General features: G+C 70.7%; 24 protein-coding genes. 4 read left to right on the top strand and 20 right to left on the bottom strand.

From position 1 onward, the window contains the following. Positions 1-32: 32 nt before the first annotated feature. The 8 genes from I5Q34_RS20840 to I5Q34_RS20805 all read right to left on the bottom strand — a co-directional run bounded on the left by I5Q34_RS20840 (position 33) and on the right by I5Q34_RS20805 (position 6,888). On the bottom strand, positions 33-248 hold the full coding sequence (locus I5Q34_RS20840; RefSeq protein WP_199893831.1) for a hypothetical protein: 216 nt from the start codon (positions 246-248) through the stop codon (positions 33-35). A 35-nt stretch (positions 249-283) separates the two neighbouring features. Then, the gene (locus I5Q34_RS20835; RefSeq protein ID WP_234429312.1) at positions 284-532 is read right to left on the bottom strand and encodes a hypothetical protein; all 249 of its coding nucleotides are present in this window, start codon (positions 530-532) and stop codon (positions 284-286) included. Positions 533-561: 29 nt separating this feature from the next. Continuing rightward, on the bottom strand, positions 562-1,524 hold the full coding sequence (locus I5Q34_RS20830; protein WP_199893830.1) for a YafY family protein: 963 nt from the start codon (positions 1,522-1,524) through the stop codon (positions 562-564). Between the two features lie 21 nt (positions 1,525-1,545). Further along, positions 1,546-2,535, bottom strand: coding sequence for a YafY family protein (locus I5Q34_RS20825; protein ID WP_199893829.1), 990 nt, complete (start codon positions 2,533-2,535; stop codon positions 1,546-1,548). A 122-nt stretch (positions 2,536-2,657) separates the two neighbouring features. After that, on the bottom strand, positions 2,658-3,032 hold the full coding sequence (locus I5Q34_RS20820) for an FKBP-type peptidyl-prolyl cis-trans isomerase (RefSeq protein WP_199893828.1): 375 nt from the start codon (positions 3,030-3,032) through the stop codon (positions 2,658-2,660). 58 nt (positions 3,033-3,090) lie between these two features. Further along, positions 3,091-4,131 (bottom strand): FKBP-type peptidyl-prolyl cis-trans isomerase, encoded by a 1,041-nt coding sequence (locus I5Q34_RS20815; RefSeq protein WP_199893827.1) that lies wholly within the window; start codon positions 4,129-4,131, stop codon positions 3,091-3,093. 126 nt (positions 4,132-4,257) lie between these two features. Next, positions 4,258-5,619: a Pup--protein ligase gene (gene pafA / locus I5Q34_RS20810; protein ID WP_199893826.1), complete on the bottom strand. Its 1,362-nt coding sequence runs from the start codon at positions 5,617-5,619 to the stop codon at positions 4,258-4,260. A 9-nt stretch (positions 5,620-5,628) separates the two neighbouring features. After that, entirely contained in the window at positions 5,629-6,888 is a 1,260-nt protein-coding gene (locus I5Q34_RS20805) for an MFS transporter (RefSeq protein ID WP_199893825.1), read from the bottom strand. 54 nt (positions 6,889-6,942) lie between these two features. Here I5Q34_RS20805 and I5Q34_RS20800 point away from each other — a divergent pair, with 54 nt between their 5' ends. Further along, positions 6,943-8,064, top strand: coding sequence for a LacI family DNA-binding transcriptional regulator (locus I5Q34_RS20800; protein WP_199893824.1), 1,122 nt, complete (start codon positions 6,943-6,945; stop codon positions 8,062-8,064). Positions 8,065-8,202: 138 nt separating this feature from the next. On the opposite strand, the gene prcA is transcribed toward I5Q34_RS20800, so the two are convergent. From prcA to arc, 6 genes are all read right to left on the bottom strand, one after another. Further along, positions 8,203-8,955 carry a proteasome subunit alpha gene (prcA, locus tag I5Q34_RS20795; RefSeq protein WP_199893823.1) on the bottom strand — a complete coding sequence of 251 codons (753 nt, stop codon included), beginning with the start codon at positions 8,953-8,955 and terminating at the stop codon, positions 8,203-8,205. Positions 8,956-8,993: 38 nt separating this feature from the next. Continuing rightward, positions 8,994-9,839: a proteasome subunit beta gene (gene prcB / locus I5Q34_RS20790; protein WP_199893822.1), complete on the bottom strand. Its 846-nt coding sequence runs from the start codon at positions 9,837-9,839 to the stop codon at positions 8,994-8,996. Beyond that, positions 9,791-10,384, bottom strand: coding sequence for an endonuclease VII domain-containing protein (locus I5Q34_RS20785; protein WP_277965375.1), 594 nt, complete (start codon positions 10,382-10,384; stop codon positions 9,791-9,793). Before I5Q34_RS20785 ends, prcB begins: the two co-directional genes overlap by 49 nt. 37 nt (positions 10,385-10,421) lie before the next feature. Further along, positions 10,422-10,640: a ubiquitin-like protein Pup gene (locus tag I5Q34_RS20780; protein WP_199893821.1), complete on the bottom strand. Its 219-nt coding sequence runs from the start codon at positions 10,638-10,640 to the stop codon at positions 10,422-10,424. A gap of 158 nt (positions 10,641-10,798) precedes the next feature. Beyond that, complete coding sequence (dop, locus tag I5Q34_RS20775; RefSeq protein WP_347343465.1) at positions 10,799-12,310, bottom strand: depupylase/deamidase Dop; 1,512 nt, start codon at positions 12,308-12,310, stop codon at positions 10,799-10,801. Between the two features lie 298 nt (positions 12,311-12,608). Then, on the bottom strand, positions 12,609-14,375 hold the full coding sequence (gene arc, locus I5Q34_RS20770) for a proteasome ATPase (RefSeq protein ID WP_199893820.1): 1,767 nt from the start codon (positions 14,373-14,375) through the stop codon (positions 12,609-12,611). 242 nt (positions 14,376-14,617) lie between these two features. Here arc and I5Q34_RS20765 point away from each other — a divergent pair, with 242 nt between their 5' ends. After that, the gene (locus I5Q34_RS20765; RefSeq protein WP_199893819.1) at positions 14,618-14,950 is read left to right on the top strand and encodes a ferredoxin; all 333 of its coding nucleotides are present in this window, start codon (positions 14,618-14,620) and stop codon (positions 14,948-14,950) included. Positions 14,951-14,954: 4 nt separating this feature from the next. Here the strand turns inward: I5Q34_RS20765 and I5Q34_RS20760 are convergent, their stop codons facing one another. The 3 genes from I5Q34_RS20760 to I5Q34_RS20750 form a co-directional block, all read right to left on the bottom strand. Further along, positions 14,955-15,506 (bottom strand): hypothetical protein, encoded by a 552-nt coding sequence (locus tag I5Q34_RS20760; protein WP_199893818.1) that lies wholly within the window; start codon positions 15,504-15,506, stop codon positions 14,955-14,957. A 154-nt stretch (positions 15,507-15,660) separates the two neighbouring features. Further along, on the bottom strand, positions 15,661-16,560 hold the full coding sequence (locus I5Q34_RS20755; RefSeq protein ID WP_199893817.1) for a tRNA (adenine-N1)-methyltransferase: 900 nt from the start codon (positions 16,558-16,560) through the stop codon (positions 15,661-15,663). Positions 16,561-16,609: 49 nt separating this feature from the next. After that, a complete protein-coding gene (locus I5Q34_RS20750; RefSeq protein ID WP_199893816.1) occupies positions 16,610-17,839 on the bottom strand; it encodes a site-2 protease family protein in 1,230 nt (409 codons plus the stop codon). Positions 17,840-18,017: 178 nt separating this feature from the next. Here I5Q34_RS20750 and I5Q34_RS20745 point away from each other — a divergent pair, with 178 nt between their 5' ends. Both I5Q34_RS20745 and I5Q34_RS20740 read left to right on the top strand, forming a co-directional pair. Further along, a complete protein-coding gene (locus I5Q34_RS20745) occupies positions 18,018-18,965 on the top strand; it encodes a RecB family exonuclease (RefSeq protein WP_199893815.1) in 948 nt (315 codons plus the stop codon). A gap of 15 nt (positions 18,966-18,980) precedes the next feature. After that, the gene (locus tag I5Q34_RS20740; protein WP_199893814.1) at positions 18,981-19,652 is read left to right on the top strand and encodes a response regulator transcription factor; all 672 of its coding nucleotides are present in this window, start codon (positions 18,981-18,983) and stop codon (positions 19,650-19,652) included. Positions 19,653-19,722: 70 nt separating this feature from the next. On the opposite strand, the gene I5Q34_RS20735 is transcribed toward I5Q34_RS20740, so the two are convergent. The 3 genes from I5Q34_RS20735 to I5Q34_RS20725 form a co-directional block, all read right to left on the bottom strand. Continuing rightward, positions 19,723-21,315: an ABC transporter substrate-binding protein gene (locus I5Q34_RS20735; protein WP_199893813.1), complete on the bottom strand. Its 1,593-nt coding sequence runs from the start codon at positions 21,313-21,315 to the stop codon at positions 19,723-19,725. A gap of 154 nt (positions 21,316-21,469) precedes the next feature. Continuing rightward, positions 21,470-23,068 (bottom strand): ABC transporter substrate-binding protein, encoded by a 1,599-nt coding sequence (locus I5Q34_RS20730; protein ID WP_199893812.1) that lies wholly within the window; start codon positions 23,066-23,068, stop codon positions 21,470-21,472. Between the two features lie 409 nt (positions 23,069-23,477). After that, positions 23,478-24,170 carry an HAD family phosphatase gene (locus I5Q34_RS20725; protein WP_199893811.1) on the bottom strand — a complete coding sequence of 231 codons (693 nt, stop codon included), beginning with the start codon at positions 24,168-24,170 and terminating at the stop codon, positions 23,478-23,480. Between the last annotated feature and the right edge of the window lie 192 nt (positions 24,171-24,362).

Below are 24,362 nucleotides of genomic sequence, written 5' to 3'. Positions count from 1 at the left end.
GAGACGGGCGCCGGCCGCTCCCGGCCCGCCCGTCACTCCCCCCGGACGCCCTGCGCGACCCGTGCCGCCTCGGCCGCGAGCGGCACCGCGGCCCGTTCGAGGTCCTCGCTCGCCCGGGTGATCCTGTGCGAACTCTCCTCGACCTGCCGCGCCAGCCGCCGCACTTCCGCCAGGACGCGGGCGGACAGGACGCCGAGGACGGCGATGCCGCAGAAGGCGAGGGCGACGGCGAGCATGGGGTAGAGCATGGGGGCCAACCTACCGGGGCGGACGGAGCGGCACGTCAGGCGGTCGAGTACAGCCGCAGGGTGCGCACCCCGCCGCCGGTGAGCAGCTCGACGATCCGCTCCCCCGCCGGTTTGCGGACGGCCGCGCCGCAGGCCGGGCAGGTGAACGAGTAGAACGTGGTGCGCCGGCTCGCGCCGATCGCCAGCCGCAGCGCCCCCGCCGTCAGCTCGAAGCAGCCCCGGCAGTCGGGGCAGGCGGCCTTGAAGACCGCCGCGTCCATGGCGTTGTCCATGGCATTGGACATGGCGTCCGTCACGCGCCCCCTCGCCCTCCTCACTCGCCGTACGCCGCGAGGGCCTCGCGCGCCGCCTCCCGGGCGCTCGCGGCCAGCTCCGGCGGGGAGACGATCCGGCCGTCCCGGCCGAGCCGCAGCGCCAGCCGGCGCAGCGAGGCCGGGTCGGGGGTGCGCAGCGTGATCCGCAGGCCGCCGCCGGGCAGTTCCTCGGCGCTGTCGTGCGGGTAGTACTCGGCGACCCAGCGGCCGCCCGGTCCCACCTCGACGACGACCTCCGGGTCCTCGGCGGCCGGCTGCACCAGCCCCGCGGACAGGTCGCGCGGCTCGACCGGCGGCGGGTCGGCGGGCTCGTCGAGCAGCCGGATCTCGGCCACCCGGTCGAGGCGGAAGGTGCGCCGGGCCTCCGAGAGCCGGCACCACGCCTCCATGTAGGTGTGGCCGACGGCGAACAGCCGGACGGGGTCGACCTCGCGCTCGGTGAGCTCGTCGCGGGCGGGCGAGTAGTAGCGCACCCAGAGCCGGCGGCGCTCGGCGATGGCCCGGTCGACGTCGGCGAAGACCCCGCCCTCGGACTCGAAGGTCACCGAGAGCCGGGAGCTGGCGCCCGCCGTCTCCCCGGCGGCGGCCTCGATCTTGGCCGTGGCGCGGACCAGCGCGTTCCGGTCGCCCTCGCGCAGGCCCGGCAGCGTGGCCACGGCCCGCGCGGCCACCAGCAGCGCGGTGGCCTCGTCGGCGGCCAGCCGCAGCGGCTCGCCGGTGCTGGTGCCGGACGCGTCCGGGTTGTGCCACCAGATGCGGTCGCCGTCGGTGTCGATGTCCAGCAGGTCACCGCCGCGGAAGCTGGTGCCGCACATCGGCAGCACGTCGAGGTCGCCGATCAGCTCGTCCTCGGTGATGCCGAAGGCGCGCGCCACGTCGGCGACGCGGGCGCCGGGGCGCTCGCGCAGATAGGTGACCAGCGACAGCATGCGCCGGGTCTGGTCGATGGCGTTTCCTGCCATGAGAAGTCGCTCCCGATCCCTTCAGCCCTTGGCCACGGCACGCAGCCGGTCGAGTACGCCGTCCCGCAGCTCGGCGGGTTCCAGGACGACGACGTCCGGGCCGAACTCGACGAGCCAGGCGTCCAGCCCGTGCCCGTACGGGATCTCCAGCTCGTCCCAGCCGCCGCCGAGGTCGTGCAGCGCGGTGGCGCGGGCGCGCAGCGGATAGCCGTGCCCGGCCCGGACCTTGATCCGCGCGGTCCCGGTGGCCGTCTCGCCCGCCCAGGTCTCGACGGTCTCGCGGACGGTGACGTGGTCGGGGACGGGCGCGGTGAAGGGCAGGGCGCGGGAGCGGACGCGGCCGGTGATCCGGGAGAGCCTGAAGACGCGCTCGGCGCCGCGGTCGCGGTCCCAGCCCGCGAGGTACCAGTGGCCGCGCCAGCACTCCAGCGTCCACGGCTCGACGTGCCGCTGCTCGGGCTCGGCGGCGTTGGCCTTGCGGTAGTCGAAGACGACGGGGCGCCGGTCGCGGGCCGCGAGCATCAGCGGCTCGAAAGCGGCCTCGTGGACGGGGATGCGCGGCTCCAGCGCGCCGTGGCCCTCGTACGCGTCCTCGGCCTCGGGCATGCCGGCCGCGCGCAGCTTCTGCAGGGCGCCGCTGGCGGCGGCCGCGAGCCGGGCCTGCTGCCAGACCTTGGCCGCCAGGCCCAGGGCCGCGGCCTCCTCGGCGTCGAGGGTGATCGGGGGGAGCCGGTTGCTGTCGCGGCGGGCCACGTAGCCGGTCTCGCCGTCCACGCCCTCGACGGTCTCGATGATCAGGCCGAGCTCGCGGAGGTCTTCCTTGTCGCGCTCGAACATGCGGTTGAAGGCGTCGTCACTGCCGCCGGGCGCCACCGCGTCGTGAACGTCAACCCCGAAGGCCTCGATATAAGCCTCGATGGACGCCCGCAACTCCCGCTTGCTGAGCGGACGACGCGTCCCCAGCAGGCACAGCGCCAGGTTCATCAGCCGCTCGGCCTTGGCAATCGCCATCGACGCCCTCTCGCCCTCTTCTCATGTTCTTTCAACCGATGACCGTACCGCTCGGGCGTCGCACGGCAAAAGCCGAGGGCCCGCGCACGAAGCGCGGGCCCTCGGGGAGGTGCTGCCGGGACTCAGACGGCGATCAGGTCGCAGACGAAGATCAGCGTCTCGCCCGGGGCGATGCGGCCGCCGCCGGCGCCGCGGTCGCCGTACGCGAGGTGGGCGGGGATGGTCAGCCGGCGGCGGCCGCCGACCTTCATGCCCTGGATGCCCTTGTCCCAGCCCACGATGACCTGGCCGGCGCCCAGCTGGAACTCCAGCGGGTTGCCCCGGTTCCAGCTCGCGTCGAACTCCTCACCGGTGGAGTAGGCGACGCCCACGTAGTGGACCTTGACGAAGTCGCCGGCCTTGGCCACCGCGCCGTCGCCCTCCCAGAGGTCGACGATCTCCAGGTCGGACGGGGCCGGCCCCTCGGGGAAGTCGATCTCGGGCTTGTCGATGTTCACGTAAGTGCTCCTACGAACGGATTCTGCGGACAACCGTGCAAGTTTCGCAGATCGGCGATCAGACCTTGCCCACGATGTCCACGACGAAGACCAGCGTGGCCCCCTTGGGGATGTTGCTGCCGGGCGGCGGGGTGTCGCCGTACGCCAGGTCCGGCGGGATGACCATCAGGACGCGGTCCCCGACGTGCTTGCCCACCAGGCCCTTGTCCCAGCCCGCGATCACCGAGGAGGTGCCGATCTGGAAGCCCGTGGCGCCGGGCGCGGGCTTGTGGTCCCAGGAGGAGTCGAACTTCTTGCCGCCGTCCCAGAACACGCCCGTGTACTGGCCGACCAGGCCGTCGCCCGCCTTGAGCTCCGGGCCGTCGCCCTTGATCAGCACCTGCTCCTTGAGCTCCTTGGGCGGCTTCTCCCCCTTGGGGATCGTGATCTCGGCGGCCTTCCCCGGCTCCACCTTGACCTCCGGCATGCCCGCCTCGGGCTTGGCCTGCTCGCCCTTGGCCTCGCCCTTCGGGTCGATCTTCGCCGCGTTCACCACGTCGAGGACCCAGACCAGGCCGTCGTCGGGGTTGAGCCCCTGCGGAAGCTGGTCGCCGTACAGCGACTTGACCGTGCCCTCGACCCATACCCGGCTGCCGACCTTGCGGCCCGCCAGCGAGTTGAACACCGTGGGAGGCACCGAACCGGAGCCGCCCACCTGCTGCACCATCGAGCGGCGCGGCCCCTTGGCGGGGGCACCAGGGGTCGGGGCCCACGACCCCTGGGCCGTCATGCCCTCCTTGGCGGCCTGCACCGCGTAGTCGAAGCGGACGAACTCGCCCTTGGCCACCGTCGCGCCCTTGCCCTCGGTCAGCGTGCTGACCTTCATCTCGGACGGCACCTCGGCGTCCTTCGAGACCGAGATCTTCGGCGTCTCCCCGAAGGCCCCCTCCACCGAGATCCCGGAACCGGAACCGCCGCCACCGTCGTCGGACCCGCACGCGGCGGCGGTCAGCAGCAGGACGGGCACGGCCAGCGCGGTCGCCAGACGGCGCGACGCCCGGTGCGTGCTCCTCGAACGGGTACGGGAGTGCGGGATTCGTCCCGCGGTGAATCGCAGCATCGGTCCAACTCGGGCTAGGGGGTGGCTGAACAGTGCCCGCCACTCTACGGCCAATACCGGCCCGATCAACTCCCTCCGCACATGACGGTGCGCCGGGCGTGAAGGCCCGGCGCACCGATGGCTCCGCTACATTCCGGCGATCAGCTTTTCCACCCGGTCGTCGACCGACCGGAACGGGTCCTTGCACAACACCGTGCGCTGTGCCTGGTCATTGAGCTTGAGATGCACCCAGTCAACGGTGAAGTCCCGGCGCTGTTCCTGTGCGCGCCGGATGAAATCGCCGCGCAGCCTGGCCCTGGTGGTCTGCGGGGGAACGGACTTGCCCTCGAAGATCTTCAGGTCGTTGCACACCCGTGCGGCCTGGCCGCGCCGCTCCAGCAGGTAGTACAGCCCCCGGCGGCGGTGGATGTCGTGGTACGCCAGGTCTATCTGGGCCACCCTCGGGTGGGACATGGTGATGTTGTTCTTGGCCCGGTAGCCCTCGATCAGCCGGTACTTCATCACCCAGTCGATCTCGGTGGAGATCCGGTCCAGGTCCTCGTCGCGGATCGCCTCCAGGGCGCGGCCCCACAGCTCCAGGACGCGCTCGACGGTGCCGGTGCGGATGCCGCGGCGCTCGCAGAAGTCCACGGCCTTCTCGTAGTACTCCTGCTGCACCTCCAGGGCCGAGGCCTCGCGGCCGCTGGCGAGGCGCACCTTGCGCCGGCCGGTGGTGTCGTGACTGACCTCGCGGATGGCCCGGATGGGGTTCTCCAGGGTCAGGTCGCGCATCACGGTGCCGGCCTCGATCATGCGCAGCACGAGGTCGGTGGCCCCGACCTTGAGCAGCATCGTGGTCTCCGACATGTTGGAGTCGCCGACGATCACGTGCAGGCGGCGGTAGCGCTCGGCGTCGGCGTGCGGCTCGTCCCGGGTGTTGATGATCGGACGCGAGCGGGTGGTGGCGGAACTGACGCCCTCCCAGATGTGCTCGGCGCGCTGGCTGACGCAGTAGACGGCGCCGCGCGGAGTCTGGAGGACCTTGCCGGCACCACAGATCAACTGCCGGGTGACCAGGAAGGGGATGAGGATGTCCGCGAGACGGGAGAACTCCCCGTGTCTGGCCACGAGATAGTTCTCGTGGCAGCCGTAGGAGTTCCCCGCCGAATCGGTGTTGTTCTTGAAGAGGTAGACGTCGCCCGCGATTCCCTCCTCGTGCAGGCGGCGTTCGGCATCGACGAGCAGGCCCTCGAGAATGCGCTCGCCCGCCTTGTCGTGGGTGACCAGCTCGGTCACGTTGTCGCACTCCGGAGTTGCGTATTCCGGGTGCGATCCCACATCGAGGTAGAGACGGGCGCCGTTGCGCAGGAAGACATTGCTGCTGCGGCCCCAGGAAACGACACGACGGAAGAGGTACCGCGCCACTTCGTCAGGGGACAGCCGGCGCTGTCCCCTGAAGGTGCACGTGACGCCGTACTCGTTCTCCAGCCCGAAAATGCGGCGGTCCATGCCTGAACACTACGCCTGATGCCCTGCGCTGAAACCGGGTTCGACAGCGGCGTTCCGATCATTTTCCGACCGCGCGACGACGGCCGACGGGCCCTCGGGGGCGGACAGCGCGCGCCGGGCGGCGAGCAGCACGAGCACGGCGGCCACGCCGCTTCCCGCGGCCACCGCGAACCCGGCCCGGGCGCCGCCGGCCTCGACGGCCGGGCCGACGATGCCGGTGCCGATGGAGGCGCCGACGCCGAAGGAGGTGATCAGCCAGGAGAACGCCTCGGTGGCGGTGCCGCGCGGCGCGTGCCGGTCCACGACGACGAAGGCACAGGCGAGCGCGGGCGCGAGGAAGATGCCGGCCACTCCGGCCAGGACCGTCATCGCGACGACGCCGGGCGTGATGAGCAACGGCAGGTAGCCGACCGCGAGCAGACCGACGATCACCCGCAGCCGGTTCTCCGGGCTGCCGGCCCACTGCCGGCCGCCGTAGACGACGCCGCCCACCAGGGCTCCGGCGCTGAGGGCCGAGAGGATGTAACTGGAGATCATCTCGTTGCCGTGGGTGTCGGCGTAGGCGACGGCGGCCACGGCTATGGAGCCGAGGGCCGAGCCGACGAAGAAGAAGGTGCCGAGCACGACCAGCAGACCACGCGAGCGCAGCGCGCCCAGCCAGTGGGCCTCGCGGGGCTCGCTGCGCCACCGGCGGGAGGGCGCCGAGGTGACGACGGCCAGCGCGCCGAGGACGCCCAGGACGTTGATGACCAGCAGCGCGGCGGACGCGGACCACTCGTGGACGATCAGCATCACGATCAGCGGCCCGGCCGCGTACATGACTTCCTGCGCGACGGCGTCGAGAGCGTACGCGGCGTGGATGCGGCCCTCGTCCTTGAGGACGGACGGCCACAGGGCCCGCAGGCCGCCCTCCAGCGGCGGGGTGAAGAAACCGGCGACGATCATCGCGGCGTAGGCGACGGGCAGCGGCTCCAGGCCGACGACGGCGAAGAGCCCCATGCCGAGCGCGGAGAGGATCGCCGCGGGCAGCATCACCTTCGGCTGGCCGCGCAGGTCCACGGCCCGGCCGAGCAGCGGCTGCCCGAAGGCGTTGGCGACGCCGTAGGTGGCCGACAGGGCGCTCGCGAGGGTGTAGCTGCCGCCCTCGGCGCGGGCGAACAGCACGATCGCGAGCGCGGCGGTGGCGGTGGGCAGCCGGCCCACCAGGGTGCCCGTGAGCAGTCGCGCCGCGTACCGCGTCCTCAGCATGTCGCCGTAGCCGGCTGCCATCGTGTCCCTCTCGGTGGTGTGGTTTTACGTATAACTTCGGCCGTTATACGTACCATGCCGGTAGCTCACGGGTCCACCCGTGGACAAGCCACGGAAGGGGGCGTCACAGCGGTGACGAAGGGCGAGAAGACCGGTGGGCGATGGCCCACGGTGCGGGGCGCGCACGCGACGCCCGCCCGGGCGACCAGCCGGGACGTGGCCCGCGCGGCCGGTGTTTCCCAGGCGACAGTATCCCTGGTCATGGGGGACAAATGGCGCGGACGGGTCTCGGAGCACCGCGCGGAGGCCGTCCGGGCGGCGGCCCTGGAGCTGGGCTACCGACCGAACCTCGCCGCGCGCGAGCTGCGCCTGGGCCACACCCGGACCGCGCTGCTGGTGGTGCCGGCCCTCACCAACGAGTTCTTCGCCCGGGTCTACGCGGGGGCGGCGCGGGCCGCGGGCGAGCAGGGCGCGGGCGTCCTGCTCTACCCCTCCCCCGAGGGCATCGGGCCCGCGCGCGACCCCTTCGCGTCCGCGCGCTCGGCGATCGACGGCGTCATCGCGTCCTCGATGGCGGTCGACGCGCTGGCGGACCTGCGGGCCGGGGGCCTGCCGCTGGTCATGCTCGACAGCGACCCGGCGGGCACGGACGCGGCGGCCACGGTCAATCCGCCCATCGCGGACGGCATGCGGCAGGTGGCCGAGCACCTGCTGGCCCTCGGCCACCGCCGCTTCGCGCACCTGGCGGCGGACGTCGACTCGTGGACGTTCCGGGTCCGGGCCCGGGCCCTGTCGGAGGTGCTGCGCGGCGTCCCGGACGCGGTTCTGGTACGGACCGAGCCGTCGGCGCTCGACGTGGACGCGGGACGGGCGGCGGCGGAGCGGATACTGGCCTCCCCCGGCCCACGGCCGACGGCGCTGGTCTGCGACGACGACATGCTGGCGGCGGGCGCGTGCAAGGCCGCGCGGCGACGGGGCCTGCGGGTGCCGGCCGATCTCTCGGTGACGGGCTTCACCGACCTGTCGCTGGCGACGGCGGTCGACCCCGAGCTGACGACGGTGCGTCTGCCCGCCGAGGCGGTGGGCGAAGCGGGGATGCGGGCGCTGATGGCGGTGCTGGAGGGGCGGGGGGACGGGGCCGGGGAGCTGCCGGTGGAGTTGGTGGTACGCGGGTCGAGTGGGCCCGCGGTGGAGTAGAGACGCCCCGGCCCCTCCCCCAGAGGGGGTACCCCCACTTTCACCGTTTCTCGCGCGGCTGCGCCGCGTTCGTCCTCAAACGCCGGACGGGCTGAAATTCAGCCCGTCCGGCGTTTGAGGACATCGCCCGAAGGGGCCCTACGACGCGTCGCCTTCCTCCGGCTCGGCGGAGTCCGAGGAGGAGGCACCCGCCCCCTCTTCCAGAAGCCGCGACAGCTGCCGCCCGAGCAACCGCTTGAACTTCCGCTGCTGCGGCCGCGTCCGGTCCAGCACCGCGACCTCCAACTGCTCGGCCGTCAGCGTCCGTTCCGCGCCGTTCGTGTCGCGCGCGAGCGACTCCACCGCGAGCTTGAGCGCCTCGGACAGGGTCATCCCGTCCCGGTGCCGCTGCCCGAGGTAGTTGCTGATCTGGTCCGCGTTGCCGCCGACCGCGACCGAGCCGTGCTCGTCGACGATCGAGCCGTCGTGCGGCAGCCGGTAGATCTGGTCGTCCTCGGGGCCCGCCCCGACCTCGGCGACGATCAGCTCGACCTCGTACGGCTTCTCCCCCGCGCTGGAGAAGATCGTGCCGAGAGTCTGGGCGTAGACGTTGGCGAGGCCGCGCGCGGTGACGTCCCCGCGGTCGTACGTGTAGCCGCGCAGGTCGGCGTAGCGCACGCCGCCGATGCGCAGGTTCTCGAACTCGTTGTACTTGCCGACCGCCGCGAACGCGATGCGGTCGTAGATCTCACTGACCTTGTGCAGCGCGCGGGACGGGTTCTCGGCAACGAAGACCACGCCATCGTTGTACTGGAGGACCACGACGCTGCGGCCGCGCGCGATGCCCTTGCGGGCGTACTCGGCGCGATCGGCCATGGCCTGCTGGGGAGAGACGTAGAACGGCGTCGACACCGGCTACCCATCCCTTTCTGTTCGTAGGAGACGCATGGCTAGAGAAGGGCGGCGCGGGGGCCGTCCGGCGCCTCCAGCCGACGCTCGTGGATCGCCCTGACGGTCCCGATGAGCTGCTCGTCCGAGAGCCTGCGGAAGCCCTCGTCGGAGACGACGGTCACGATCGGGTAGATCCTGCGGGCCAGGTCCGGGCCACCGGTGGCCGAGTCGTCGTCCGCCGCGTCGTAGAGCGCCTGGACGACGAGCGTGGTGGCGTCCTCCTCCGAGAGGTCCTCCCGGTACAGCTTCTTGAGTGCCCCCCGCGCGAACATCGAGCCGGAGCCCGTGGCCGCGTAGCCCTGCTCCTCGGAGCGCCCGCCGGTGACGTCGTAGGAGAAGATCCGGCCCTTCCCCCGGTCCACGTCCCAGCCGGCGAAGAGCGGCACGACCGCCAGGCCCTGCATGGCCATGCCGAGGTTGCTGCGGATCATGGTGGAGAGCCGGTTGGCCTTGCCCTCCAGGGAGAGCTGGGCGCCCTCCACCTTCTCGAAGTGCTCCAGCTCCAGCTGGAAGAGCTTGACCATCTCCACGGCGAGACCGGCCGTGCCGGCGATGCCGACGGCCGAGTACTCGTCCGCCGGGAAGACCTTCTCGATGTCGCGCTGCGCGATGAAGTTGCCCATCGTGGCCCGCCGGTCACCGGCCAGCACGACCCCGCCGCCGTAGGTGACCGCGACGATGGTCGTGCCGTGCGGAATCTCGACGGCCCCCTTGACCGGCGGCAGCGGCCGGTTGCCCGGCAGCAGGTCCGGCGCGTGGCTGCCGAGGAAGTCCATGAACGAGGACGAGCCCGGCGTCAGGAAGGCAGCTGGTAGACGCCCGGTGCTACGAGGGTTGGCTTCCACACGTTTCCTTCCAGATATGCGACGGCCCGGCGCAGGATGCCGAGATCGTCTCTCAACTTGCCGATGCCGGAATTGCAGTTGAAGCACAGTACGCCACGGACTTTACCTGTGTCGTGACAGTGGTCCACGTGGACTGCCGGGGCGGCCAGGCAGATCGCACAGGTACCCATTTGCGACGCGATCATCTCGTCACGCTCGGCCTCCGTGATGCCGTACTTGCGCTTGAGGTGTCCTGCACGGCCCTCGGCCGCTCGACACGTCTTGCAGCGCGTGGACAGCCCATCGGATGCTGTCGCATTGCGATGCCACTCGGAGTGCCGCTTGATCTCCTCACAGCTCATGCAGTACTTGTGCCCTTCGGGCACATCCAGTCTTGGCCTGACTTTCCGCCCCAAGGTCTCCTGACGCTTGCGGTAGTAATCCGCGCCGCAATCACGGCAATGGAGCCGCAGGCCATCCAGGTTCGTTCGCTTGGCTGCGAAGCTTGCGCGCGGCTTCTCCTCGCCGCACCGCGCGCAGCGCTTCAGTCTGGGCTCGTCCGCCACCCAACCCCTCCCCCTCGGATTCGAAGGCAAAACGACCCTACTGCCCGCCCTTTTGAACGAACGAGCGTACGAAGTCCTCCGCGTTCTCCTCCAAGACATCATCAATCTCGTCCAGCACCGAGTCCACGTCGTCCGACAGCTTCTCGTGCCGCTCCTTGAGGTCCTCCGAAGCCTGCGCTTCCTGCGCCTGCTCCTCGACCTCCTCTGTCGAGCGCGTGGCCTTCTGCTGCCCGCCGCCGGTGTCCTTGGTCGCCATACCCCTCACCCCGCTCGGTTCGACGTACAAGATCGGACGTATCTGTTCTGACCCTACAAGCAGGGTCCGACATCGGCCCTGTACTTCCTGGAACGCCCGGGAACCATGGTGATGATTCCCGGACCGGGCCCCCTCCAGTCCCGGGACGGACCCGGGACTCAGCCCCCGGACAACACCCGCACCAGGTCCTCCGCCGTGCGGCAGCGGTCCAGGAGCTCCTTGACGTGGTTGCGCGTGCCCCGCAGGGGCTCCAGGGTCGGAACCCGCTGGAGCGAGTCGCGGCCCGGCAGGTCGAAGATCACCGAGTCCCAGGAGGCCGCGGCCACGTCGTCCGCGTACTGCTCCAGGCAGCGGCCCCGGAAGTAGGCCCGGGTGTCCTCCGGCGGCGCCGTGCGGGCCCGCTCGACCTCGGTCTCGTCCAGGAGCCGCTTCATCCGGCCGCGGGCGACCAGCCGGTTGTACAGCCCCTTGTCCGCGCGGACGTCCGCGTACTGCAGGTCCACCAGGTGGAGGCGGGCCGCGTCCCAGTCCAGGCCGTCCCGCCTGCGGTAGCCCTCCAGCAGCTCACGCTTGGCCACCCAGTCCAGCTCGCCGGCCAGGCTCATCGGATCGCTCTCCAGCCGGCCCAGCACGTCCTCCCAGCGCGCCAGCACGTCCTTGGTCTGCTCGTCCGCGTCGGCCCCGAAACGGTCCTCGACGTGCTTGCGGGCCAGCTCGAAGTACTCCATCTGCAACTGCACCGCGGTCAGCGTGCGGCCGCTGCGCAGCGTGATCAGGCGCCGCAGCGAGGGGTCGTGGCTGACCCGGTGGAGCGTGCGGACCGGCTGGTCGACGGCGAAGTCCGCGGAGATGAAGCCGTCCTCGATCATGGAGAGGACCAGGGAGGTGGTGCCGAGCTTGAGGTAGGTGGAGATCTCCGAGAGGTTGGCGTCGCCGATGATCACGTGCAGCCGGCGGTACTTCTCGGCGTCCGCGTGCGGCTCGTCCCGGGTGTTGATGATGGGGCGCTTGAGCGTGGTCTCCAGGCCGACCTCGACCTCGAAGTAGTCGGCCCGCTGGCTGATCTGGAAGCCGTGCTCGCGGCCGTCCTGGCCGATGCCCACCCGGCCGGCCCCGGTGACCACCTGGCGGGAGACGAAGAAGGGGGTCAGGTGCCGCACGATGTCCGAGAAGGGGGTCTCCCGCTTCATCAGGTAGTTCTCGTGGGTGCCGTAGGACGCGCCCTTGTTGTCCGTGTTGTTCTTGTAGAGGTGGATCGGCTGGGCACCGGGCAGCTGGGCGGCCCGCTCGGCGGCCTCGGCCATGATCCGCTCCCCGGCCTTGTCCCAGAGGACGGCGTCGCGCGGGTTGGTGATCTCCGGGGAGCTGTATTCGGGATGGGCGTGGTCCACGTACAGCCGGGCGCCATTGGTGAGGATCACATTGGCCAGGCCGATGTCCTCGTCCGTGAGCTGGCTGGCGTCCGCCGCCTCGCGGGCGAGGTCGAAGCCGCGGGCGTCCCGCAGCGGGTTCTCCTCCTCGAAGTCCCAGCGGGCACGGCGTGCCCGGTGCATCGCTGCCGCGTAGGCGTTGACGATCTGGGACGAGGTGAGCATGGCATTGGCGTTCGGGTGACCGGGGACGGAGATCCCGTACTCCGTCTCGATGCCCATTACTCGCCGTACGGTCATGCGGCCCTCCTTGCCCGGTGGCGCCCCCGGGCGGGGTCGCCACTCAAGTACCGCTGCGCATCCGGTCCGTGTGCATCCCCCACGCGCGTCGCGGTGGTACCGACGAGCCTAGAACGGCTTTGCGGCCCTGGGGAGATCATTACAGTCATTGCTCCGGTTCGTGCGGCACATCGGCACGGTCGTGCCGTGCGCGGAAATCTGGCGCAAAACGCGTCCGGCCGCGGACGGACTGTTTCCGGCCGGTCCCGCCGGGGGGCGGGAACCGGGAGGAGACAGTCATCCGCAGCCGGACGGAGTGCTACAGGTACTGACCGGTATTGGCCACCGTGTCGATCGAGCGACCGGTGTCCGCGCCCTGCTTGCCGGTGACGAGGGTGCGGATGAAGACGATCCGCTCGCCCTTCTTGCCGGAGATGCGGGCCCAGTCGTCGGGGTTGGTGGTGTTGGGCAGGTCCTCGTTCTCCTTGAACTCGTCGACGCAGGCGGCGAGCAGGTGGGAGACGCGCAGACCCTTCTGGTTGTGGTCCAGGAAGGCCTTGATCGCCATCTTCTTGGCCCGGTCCACGATGTTCTGGATCATCGCTCCGGAGTTGAAGTCCTTGAAGTACAGGACCTCCTTGTCACCGTTGGCGTAGGTGACCTCCAGGAAGCGGTTCTCCTCGGACTCCGCGTACATCTGCTCCACGACCGACTGGATCATGCCGTCGATCGTCGCCCGGGCCGACCCGCCGTGCTCGGTGAGGTCGTCCGCGTGCAGCGGCAGGGTCTGGGTCAGGTACTTGGAGAAGATGTCCTTGGCCGCCTCGGCGTCCGGACGCTCGATCTTGATCTTCACGTCCAGCCGGCCGGGGCGCAGGATCGCGGGGTCGATCATGTCCTCGCGGTTGGAGGCGCCGATGACGATCACGTTCTCCAGGCCCTCGACGCCGTCGATCTCCGAGAGCAGCTGGGGGACGATGGTGTTCTCCACGTCGGAGCTGACGCCGGAGCCGCGGGTGCGGAACAGGGAGTCCATCTCGTCGAAGAACACGATCACCGGGGTGCCCTCGCCGGCCTTCTCGCGTGCCCGCTGGAAGATCAGCCGGATGTGCCGCTCGGTCTCGCCCACGTACTTGTTGAGCAGCTCGGGGCCCTTGATGTTGAGGAAGAAGCTCTTCCCCGCGGGCTTGCCGGTGACCTCCGCGACCTTCTTGGCAAGGGAGTTGGCGACGGCCTTGGCGATGAGGGTCTTGCCGCAGCCGGGCGGTCCGTACAGCAGGACGCCCTTGGGCGGCCGGAGTTCGTGCTCCTTGAAGAGGTCGGGGTAGAGGTACGGGAGCTCGACCGCGTCGCGGATCAGCTCGATCTGGTTGCCCAGACCGCCGATCTTCGTGTAGTCGATGTCCGGGACCTCTTCGAGGACGAGCTCCTCGACCTCGCTCTTCGGGATGACCTCGTAGACGTAGCCGGAACGGGATTCGAGCAACAGGGCGTCGCCGGGGCGGATGGTGACGTCCAGCAGCGGCTCGGCGAGCCTCACCACGCGCTCCTCGTCGGTGTGCCCGATGACCAGGGCCCGTTCGCCGTCCTCGAGGATCTCCTTGAGGGTGACGATGTCCCCGGCCCGCTCGAACGCCATGGCTTCGACCACGTTGAGCGCCTCGTTGAGCATGACCTCCTGGCCGGGCCTGAGCTCGTCGGCGTCGACGCTCGGGCTGACGTTGACCCGGAGTTTGCGGCCCCCGGTGAAGACGTCGACCGTGCTGTCGTCGTTCGCCTGGAGAAAGACCCCGAAGCCGGCCGGCGGCTGGGCGAGCCGGTCGACCTCCTCCTTGAGGGCCACGATCTGGTCGCGGGCCTCGCGCAGGGTGTTGGCGAGCCGCTCGTTCTGTGCGGACACCCCTGCCAGGTTGGTCTGGAGCTCGACGATCCGCTCTTCGAGAATCCTCGTGTGCCGCGGAGAGTCGGCGAGCTTGCGCCGCAGGACGGCGATCTCCTGCTCGAGGTAGGCAACCTGGCCGGCGGGGTCGTCACCGCCCCGTCCCGGCCGGATGCCGCGGTTCATGTCGTCGTCGTGGGCTGCCACGGTCCTCACCTCCTCCAAGGGGAGCTGGACGCTTCCAGACCCTACCTGGGCCGGTGCAGGTTGAAACCCCTAGATCACAAACCCGGTCGGAGTGTGTCCGATCTTCACCCTTGCGCACGTCCTCACGACAGGGGAATACCCACCCATCAACATCGGAAAGCGGGCGGTTGTATTGTCGAACTCGGTCAACACCCGTCAGTGCTGGCTCCAATTGATTCACGTAGGCAGGAAACGGCAACGCAATGACCGTCCAGAACGAAGACCGTGCGACCGTCGCCGAGGACCCGGCGGCCGGGGGCCCGGAGGCCCTAGAGGTCTGGATCGACCAGGACCTGTGCACGGGGGACGGTATCTGCGCGCAGTACGCCCCGGAGGTCTTCGAGCTCGACATCGACGGCCTGGCCTACGTCAAGAGCCTCGACGACGAACTCCTGCAGGAACCGGGGGCGACCGCGCCCGTACCGCTGCCGCTGCTGGTGGATGTGCGCGAGTCGGCCAAGGACTGTCCCGGCGACTGCATCCACGTGCGCCGCGTCTCGGACAAGGTCGAGGTCTACGGACCCGACGCCGAGTGACCGTTCAGGCACGCCCCGCGACGGGCGGTGCCGTCAGCGCGAACTTCCCGTCGTGCCACCGCCATTGGACGTCCCGGCGCCGGTCGGGGCAGCAGCGGGGCACGTTCGCCGAGGAGTAGCCGAGCAGAGTGGCCGAAACCACGTCACCGCGGACCGCGAATCCGGTGACGCTCATCCGCTGCGCGGGATCGACCAGGGTCGCCGTCACCCGTGGCATGGCGCCGCGTTCGGCCGCGGGCGCCAGCACGTAGACGCCGCTGGGCGCGGTGCCCGCGCCCGAGCGGCAGCGCACGACCGCGACCGTTTCCGGGCGCCCGTCGCCGTCGAGGTCGGCGGCGGCCCGGTGCGCCACCTCCACGCCGGCGGTGCCGCAGTCGAACGGGTAGCGCACGGCGGCCGGATCGGGCGCGGCGGACGTCGGCGCGGACGCGGTGGCGGTGTCGTCACCGGGGTCCACGAGGGCCGCGCCGAGCAGGACGGCGGCCACGGCCACGGCGGTCAGCAGCCAGTGGACGGGACGCGAGTGGGTGTGCGGGAGTCCTGCCGGGGGCTGCACGCGCGCTGGCTCCTGAAGTGCCGGAATTGCGGGGGACGATGGGCATCGTCGCACACGCCCCGGCCAAGCGGAACAGCGACTCTCCGTTCCAACACGACGGCGCCGCCGCCGAGTTCGTCACTCGGCCGACGACGCCGTCGCGGGGAAGCGGGGGTCAGCGCTCGGCGGGAGCCCCGCCCGGACCGGTGTAGTCCTCGCCGTAGGCGCCCTTGGCCGGACGACGGCGGCGCATCGGCGGCTCGACACCGTCCGCCAGGCGGCGGGCGGTGAGCAGGAAGCCGGTGTGGCCGATCATGCGGTGGTCGGGGCGGACCGCCAGGCCCTCCACGTGCCAGGTGCGGACCATCGTCTCCCAGGCGGACGGCTCGGCGAAGCAGCCGATCTCCCGGATGGACTCGACGGTGCGCGCGAGCTGGGTGGTGGTCGCCACGTAGCAGCACAGGATGCCGCCGGGGACGAGCGCCTTGCGCACGGCCTCCAGGCACTCCCAGGGGGCGAGCATGTCCAGGATGACGCGGTCGACGTCGGTGTCGGACAGGTTGTCCTGGAGGTCGCCGACGGTGAGCTGCCAGGCGGGGTGCGGGCCGCCGAAGTAGCGCTCCACGTTCTGCGTGGCGATCTCGGCGAAGTCGGCGCGGCGCTCGTAGGAGTGCAGCATGCCCTGGTCGCCGATGGCCCGCAGCAGGAAGCTGCTCAGCGAGCCGGAGCCGACGCCGGCCTCCACGACGCGGGCGCCGGGGAAGATGTCGGCCATGGCCAGGATCTGCCCCGCGTCCTTGGGGTAGACCACGGCGGCTCCGCGCGGCATGGACAGGACGTAGTCGGGGAGCAGGGGGCGCAGCGCGAGGTAGGCGACGTTTCCCGTGGTACGGACAACACTGCCCTCGGGAGCACCGATCAGCTCGTCGTGCGGGAAGGCACCCTTGTGGGTGTGGAACTGCTTCCCGGCTTCGAGCGTGAAGGTGTAGTGGCGTCCCTTGGGGTCGGTGAGCTGGACCTGGTCCCCGACCTGGAAGGGCCCGCGACGGCGGGCGGCACCGGTCGGTTCGGACATGTGACCAGCGTACCGGGCGTACGGAGGGCCCGGCACCACGGCCCCGGGCTCAGGACGGGGTGCGGGCCATGGCGGCGACGAAGGCGCGCTCGACGTCCGCGGTGGACAGCACGCCGTAGACCTCGCCGGTCTCCTCGACCACCAGGTACTCGGTGGCGGGGGTCAGCCGCAGGGTCTCCAGGAGCTCCTCGCCGGAGAGCTCGGCGGAGACCCGCATGCCGTCGGTGAGTTCCTGGGCGAGGGTGCCGACGGCCACCCAGGGGCGGCGGTGGGCGGGGATGCCGACGATCGCGGACTCGCGGACCAGGGCGGTGGGGGCGCCCGAGCCGTCGACGACGACCAGGGCGCGGGCGCCCTGCTCGTTGGCGCGGCGCAGGGCCTCGGAGAGCGGGGTCGCGGCCTCGACGGGGACGGCGCGGCGGGTGAGGGTGCGGGCCCTCAGCCCGGGCAGCCGCTCGCGGAGCCGGGCCATGCGCAGGCTGTTGCCTGCCCCGGTCCAGATGATCGCGGCGAGGATGGCGGCGAGCAGGGCGTCGGTGAGGGAGTCCACGCTGCCGAAGCTCTCGGCGCGGTCGGCCTGGGTGAGCAGCGGCAGGCCGATCAGGACGCTGACGGCGAGCGCGCGGCCGACCCAGGCGGCGGCGACGGTGCCGGTCATGGCCCGGCCGCTGATCTTCCAGACGACGGCGCGGAGCATCCGGCCGCCGTCCAGCGGCAGTCCGGGCAGCAGGTTGAACGCGGCCACCAGGAGGTTGGAGACCATGAGCCCGGCGAGCAGCACCCCGGGCACGGTGGCCGGCTCGACGGCCTGCAGGCCGAGCCAGAAGACGCCGGCGAGGACCAGCGAGAGCAGCGGGCCGACGAAGGCGAGGACGAACTCCCGGCCGGGCGTCTCGCTCTCCTTCTCGATCTCGGAGACCCCGCCGAAGAACTGGAGCTGGATGCGGCGCACGGGGAGCTTGAAGCGGAGCGCGGCGACCGTGTGCGCCAGTTCGTGCACGAGGACCGAGGCGTAGAAGGCGACGGCGAAGAAGAGGGAGACCAAATAGCGGGCGCGTCCCAGCTCGGGCAGGACGCGGTCGAGCTGGCCGCCGAACACCCAGGTGATCAGGGCCGCGACGAGGAACCAGCTGGGCGCCACGTAGACGGGGACGCCGAAGGGCCGGCCCATGAGGATGCCCCCGCCGCTCTCGCGCGGACGCTGCGGCCCCGGTCCCTGCTGCTCGGCCTGGTGGCCGGCGCCCCCGGTGCCGGACCCGCCCTGCCCGGTGTTGTCCACGGTGTCCCCTCGTCGGATGCCGCTCGCGCACCGCCCGGTGCGCGCGCCCTGCCACGATCATGCAGTGCGAGGGCTTCTGCCGTCGATGGTATGCCGCTGCTGGTCCTTCCCGGGGGGCAACCCCCGGACCCCCGGGAAGGAGCAGCGGCTGTCGGTGGGGGGCCGTAGGGTCTGTGCCATGGAATCCGCTCCCGACGCTCCCGACGACGCGGCGCAGGGCGCCGCGGCACCGGCCGGCGCCCCGCCGTCCCCGATGGTCCCGGCGCAGCCCGGCCCCGCCCGGCCGGCTTCGCTGTCGCCCTCGCGCGCGGCCGATTTCATGCGGTGCCCGCTGCTCTACCGGTTCCGGGTGATCGACCGCCTGCCGGAGAAGCCGAGCCCGGCGGCCACCCGGGGCACGGTGGTGCACGCGGTGCTGGAGCGGCTCTTCGACGCCCCGGCGGCCGAGCGCACGGCGCCCCGGGCGCGCGGGCTGGTCCCCGGCGAGTGGGAGAAGCTGCTGGCGGCCCGTCCGGAGCTGGCGGAGCTGTTCGCCGGCGAGGAGGGCGGGGCGGACGAGGAGCGGCTGGCGGCCTGGCTGGCGGAGGCGGAGCGGCTCGTCGAGCGCTGGTTCACGCTGGAGGACCCGACGCGGCTGGAGCCGGCGGAGCGCGAGCTGTTCGTGGAGACGACGCTGGACTCGGGGCTGGTGCTGCGCGGCATCGTCGACCGGGTCGACGTCGCGCCGACCGGCGAGGTGCGGATCGTCGACTACAAGACGGGCAAGGCGCCCGCCCCGCGGTACCGGGGCGACGCCCTGTTCCAGATGACGTTCTACGCGCTGGTGATCTGGCGGCTGCGCGGTGTCGTGCCGCGCCGGCTCCAGCTGGTCTACCTGGGCAGCGGCGACGTGCTGACGTACGACCCGGTGGAGGAGGAGCTGCGGGCGGTGGAGCGCAAGCTGCGCGCCCTGTGGGAGGCCATCGAGCTGGCCACGGAGACGGGTGACTGGCGCCCGCGGCCGACGAAGCTGTGCGGCTGGTGCGACCACCAGGCGCAGTGCCCGGAGTTCGGCGGCACTCCCCCGCCGTATCCGCTGCCCGTGTCCGTGTCCAGGGCCGGTCAGGGCAGAATGGACGCGGTCTAGCGAAGGAGTTTTGCTGTGGCGATCCGTGTCCTGCTGGTCGACGACCAGCCCCTGCTGCGTACGGGATTCCGCATGATCCTGGAGGCCGAGCAGGACATCGCGGTCGTCGGGGAGGCCGGCGACGGCCTCCAGGCGCTCGACCAGGTGCGCGCTCTCCAGCCCGACGTCGTGCTGATGGACATCCGCATGCCCCGCATGGACGGTGTGGAGGCGACCCGTCAGATCACCGGCCCGGAGCGGAACGGCCCGGCCAAGGTGCTGGTGCTCACCACCTTCGACCTGGACGAGTACGTGGTGGAGGCGCTGCGCGCCGGGGCGAGCGGCTTCCTGTTGAAGGACGCCCCGGCCCATGAGCTGGTGCAGGCGATCCGGGTGGTGGCCGGCGGCGAGGCGATGCTGGCGCCCAGCATCACCCGGCGGCTGCTCGACAAGTACGCCACCCACCTCCCGTCCGGCGAGGAGCCCCTGCCGGACACGCTGAACACGCTGACCGACCGCGAGGTCGAGGTGCTCAAGCTGGTGGCCCGCGGCCTGTCCAACGCGGAGATCGCGGCGGATCTGTTCGTGAGCGAGACGACGGTCAAGACGCATGTGGGCCACGTGCTGACCAAGCTGGGCCTGCGCGACCGGGTGCAGGCGGCGGTCTACGCGTACGAGAGCGGCCTGGTGCGTCCCGGCGCGCAGTGACCCGCGTACGACGGGTACGGCGAAGGGCCCGCCGGGCGAACCGGCGGGCCCTTCGCCGTCGTTGCGCGGGTCAGTCCTTCTTGCCCTTGCCGATCTCCCAGAAGCGGAAGACGGTCGAGGCGTCCAGGGTCCACTGCAGGCCGGATATCCGGTTGTTGGCGACGGCGTACTGCTTGCCCTGCCACAGCGGGAGGACCGGCACGTCCTGGGCGATGGTCTGCTGGAGCTTGGAGAATTCGGCGTCGGTGGCGATGCGGCTGCTCTCCGCGGCGGTGGCCGGGAGGATGCGGCCGGCGATCTCCTTCGACTCGTAGTGGTTGGCCAGTTCGTTGCCCTCACCGAAGAAGGGCGCGGTGAAGTTGTCCGGGTCCGGGTAGTCGGGGACCCAGCCCTTGACGTAGACGGGGTACTGGCCCGCCTCGATGCCCTTCTGGTACTCGGCGAGGGGAACGCTCTTCACGTCGGCCTCGAACAGCCCGCTGGCGTTGAGCTGCTTGGCGATGGCCTTCAACTCCGGGACGGTGCCGGGTCCGTAGCGGATCGGGGTGCCCCACAGGGTGAGCTTGACCTTGTTCTTGATGCCCGCGTCCTTGAGCACGCCGGCGGCCTTGTCCGGCTGCGGGCGGTCGCCGTAGACGTCGAAGAACGGCGTGCGGTGGGCGGTGATCCCGCTGGGGACGACGGAGTACAGCGGTTCGGCGGTGCGCTTGTAGACGTCGCGGACCAGGGCGCTGCGGTCCACGAGGTAGGCGACGGCCTTGCGCACGGCGACCTTGCCGGCCACCGGGTCCTTGGTGTTGAAGACCAGGTGCTGGACCTCGGCGCTGGCGCCCTGGACGACCTTGAGCTCGTTGCGGGAGCCCGCCGCCTCCAGGGAGGCGATGTCGTCCGTGGCCAGGCCACGGTAGGCGAGGTCCACGTCGCCCTTCTGCAGGGCGTCCTTGAGCTCGTCCTGCTTGCCGTGGAAGAGCTTGAGGGTCAGGCCGCTGTTCTGGGCGGTCGCCGGGCCCTTGTAGGAGCCGTTGACCTTGAAGACGGCCTGGTCCTTGTCGTACGAGTCCAGCGTGTAGCGGCCGGAGCCGGCGGCCTTGCCGTCGGTGCGGAGCTTGTCCATCGGGTACTCGGTGCGGTCCACGATGGAGCCGGCGCCCGAGGCGATCTTCAGCGGGAAGGTCGCGTCGGGCCGCTTGAGCCGGAAGGTGACGGTCTTCTTGTCCGGCGTCCTGATCTCCTTGATCGTGGAGAGCATGGACGCGGCCGGACCGGCCTTGTCGTTGATCTTGATGGTGCGGCGGAACGAGTAGGCGACATCCTCGGAGGTGAGGGCGTGGCCGTTGCTGAACGTCAGCCCGTCGTTGAGGACGCACTCGTAGACACTGCTGGTCCGGTCCTTGAAGCCGCACTTCCTGGCGGCCTCGGGCTGCGGGGAGTTGCTGCCCTTGGGGAAGCTCAGCAGCGACTGGAAGACGTTGTTGAAGACCAGCCAGGATCCCGGGTCGTAACCCGAGGCCGGGTCGGTGGACACGACCTCGTCGGACATCCCCATGACCACCGACTCACCGGTGCCCGCCGCCTTGCCGTCGTCCGAGCCGCAGCCGCTGAGCAGCGCGGCGGCGAGCCCCGCGCCGAGCGGGGCGGCAAGCCACTGGTCACGTTTCCTCACGTACACGTTCCTCACAGTTCAAGTCGTCCGGGCGGACGGGCGTCCGCTCGCTGGGGCGTTCTTGTGGTGCTGGTGGTGCAGGTGGAGCTTTGGTGTTGCGTGGTGCTGCTCGGTGATGCGTGGTCCTACGAGGGGAAGTCCGGCGGGCCCTGGGTCACTTGCCGCGGGCGAGCTCCCACGGCTGGAGTTCGGACGCCGCGTTGAGCACCCACTCCGCGCCGGTGACGTTGTTCCGGGCGGCCACGTACTGCTTGCCCTGCCACAGCGGCAGCACCGGCACCTCGTCGGCGACGATGTCCTGCGCCTGCTGGAAGAGCTTGGCCGCCGAGTCGCGCTGCGAGGTCTGACGGCTCCGCGGGATCAGGTCGTTGATCTTCGCGTTCTGGTAGCGGGACCGGAGGAAGTTGTCCTTGCCGAAGAACGGCGCGATGAAATTGTCCGGGTCCGGGAAGTCGGGGAACCAGCCCATGCCGTAGACGGCGTACTGGCCCTTGGCCGCGTTGGGGCGGAACTCCGCCCACTTCACGTCCTGGATCTTCACGTCGAACAGGCCGCTGCCGTTCAGCTGCTTCTGCAGCGTCTTGAACGCCCGTGCCGTCGCCTCGCCGTAGTGGTCGGAGGAGTAGGAGAGGGTGAAGCGCACCGGGGTGCTGATGCCGGCGCTCTTGAGCAGGGCGCGGGCCTTCTCGACGCTGGGGTCGCCGTACTGGTTGGAGAAGGAGTTCTGGTGGCCCGGAATGCCGCTGGGGACCAGCGAGTAGAGCGCGTCACTGGTGCGGTCGTAGCCCTCGCGGGCCAGCGCCTGGCGGTCGACGAGCTGGGCCATGGCCTGGCGGACGGCCTTGGGCTTGACGGCCGGGTCGTCCATGTTGAACGCCAGGTAGCCGATCTCGTGGCCCGGCGACTCCAGCAGCTTGACCTGCTGGCCGGCGGCGTTGCGCAGTCCGGCGATCCGGTCCGGCGACAGGGTCCGGTTCATGACGTCGATGTCGCCGGCCTTGAGCGCGTTCTCCATCGACTTGGCGTCGTCGTAGAAGCGCATCTCGACCTTGTCGTTCTGCACGGTGACCGAACCCTTGTAGTCCGGGTTCCTGGTGAGGACGGCCTTGACGACGCGGTTGTCCTGCTCCTCCGTCTCCACGGTGTACGGGCCGGAGCCGACGACCTTGAAGGCGTCGGGCGTCAGCTTGTCCTTGGGGTAGGACTTGCCGTCCACGATGGCCGCGGCCGGGGTGGCGAGCTTCTGCGGGAAGGTCGCGTCGGGCGACTTGAGCTGGAAGACGATCTGGCGGTCGTTGGGCGTCTCGACCCGGTCGATGTTGCTCAGCAGGGAGACCGGACCGTTTTCGAAGTTGATCGCCCGGGCGCGCTCGATGGAGAACTTGACGTCCTTGACGGTCATCTCGTTCCCGTTGGAGAACGTGAGGCCCTTGCGCAGGGTGCAGCGGTACTGCTCGTTGCGCCGGTCGGTCCAGCCGCACTTCTCCGCGGCGTCGGCGACCGGTTCGGCACCCGAGCGGGGCAGCCGGAGCAGCGTCTGGAAGGTGCTGTGCAGCACGTTCCACACGCCGACGTCGTAGGCCGCGGCGGGGTCGAACGGCGCGGGGGCGTCCGTCGTCTCCTCGAACCGGTCGGTGGTGCCGATGACGATGGCGCCCTTGCCCTTGCCCGCTCCGTCACCGCCGCCACAGGCGACGAGCACGGGGGCCAGCAGGCCCACCACGGTCGGCAGCACCAACGTCTTGCGGTTCATTGTGCGGTGTTCTCCCTGTGGTGCGAACGGCGCGCGTCGGAACCCGTACGGAAGCACTGTGCACGGGCCCCACGGAGGCGGCCGTGAAGTACTCGCGAAGAGATTAGTGCGCACCACCACCATGACCGGAACGCGGCCTGCCTGATGCGATATCACGTGGCGATAACGACGGGGCGTTGCCCGATATCGGAACGGCGGAACGATTCGTGCACCACGGATCGAATACGGACACAAGGGTGCGACTCTCGGGGCGGAGGGCACCCCGGAGGCGTCACGTCCGGTGATGAACATCACTCGGTGAATGACCTTGCGGCTCTTGGCAATTACCGCGGGATCGGTCACGGAAAACAGTCGGTCCGGCGCTGAGAGTTCCTTGAGGATTCCAGAGTGCCGATTCAGCTTGTGATCTTCAGCTGGTGACCAGGCGTTGCAGGAATCCGAGATCGACTTCTTCGAGGGAGCCGACGACGGTGCGGCCCATGCCCGGGGGGATCGCCCCCACGGACGGCACGGCCACCACCCGGCAGCCGGCCGCCTCCGCGGCCGTCACTCCGGTGATGGTGTCCTCGACGACGGCGCAGCGGCCCGGCTCCACGCCGAGCCGGGCGGCGGCCGCGAGGTACGGGTCGGGGTGCGGCTTGGTGCGCTCGACCTCGTCGCCGGCGACGGTGAGCGTGAAGTGCTCCGGGCCGAGGGTGCGCAGCACCCGGTCGATGATCTCCCGGTGCGAGGCCGAGACCAGGGCGGTCGGCACGGCGTGCGCGGCCAGCTCGGCGAGCAGCCGCTTGGCCCCCGGCATCAGCGGTACTCCGTGGCCGATCATCTCGGAGAACCGGGTGTTCAGCAGGGCGGTGAGCTCGGCGAGGGCGATCTTGGCGCCGGTGGCCTTGATGAGGAAGGCGGCGCTGCGGTGCATGGGGCCGCCGACGACGATCTCGCGGTACTCCTCCAGGAGCTGGTGGCCGAGCTCCGCGAAGACGGCGACCTCCACCTCCCACCAGAAGCCCTCGGTGTCGACGAGCGTGCCGTCCATGTCGAGCAGCACGGCCTGCAGGGCGCTGCCTGTGGACGGGGTCGTGAGCGCGGGGATGCCGCTGGTCATCCGCACACCTCCTGGGGGGACAGAAGGCCGGCCCGCGATGATGCGGACCGGCCTTCACCGGACAGCAATTCTACGGCGCGGAGGTGCGGAGCGCGCCTCCATTTTTGTTGCCCCAGCCCCGCCCTTTCACCGTTTCCCCGGGGCTCCGCCCCTCGGCCCGGCACCGCGCTCCGCGCGGTGAGGCGGGGGCTC

Source organism: Streptomyces sp. AV19 (assembly GCF_015999245.1).
Lineage (GTDB): Bacteria > Actinomycetota > Actinomycetes > Streptomycetales > Streptomycetaceae > Streptomyces.
This window is presented reverse-complemented; position numbering and strand designations above follow the sequence as displayed.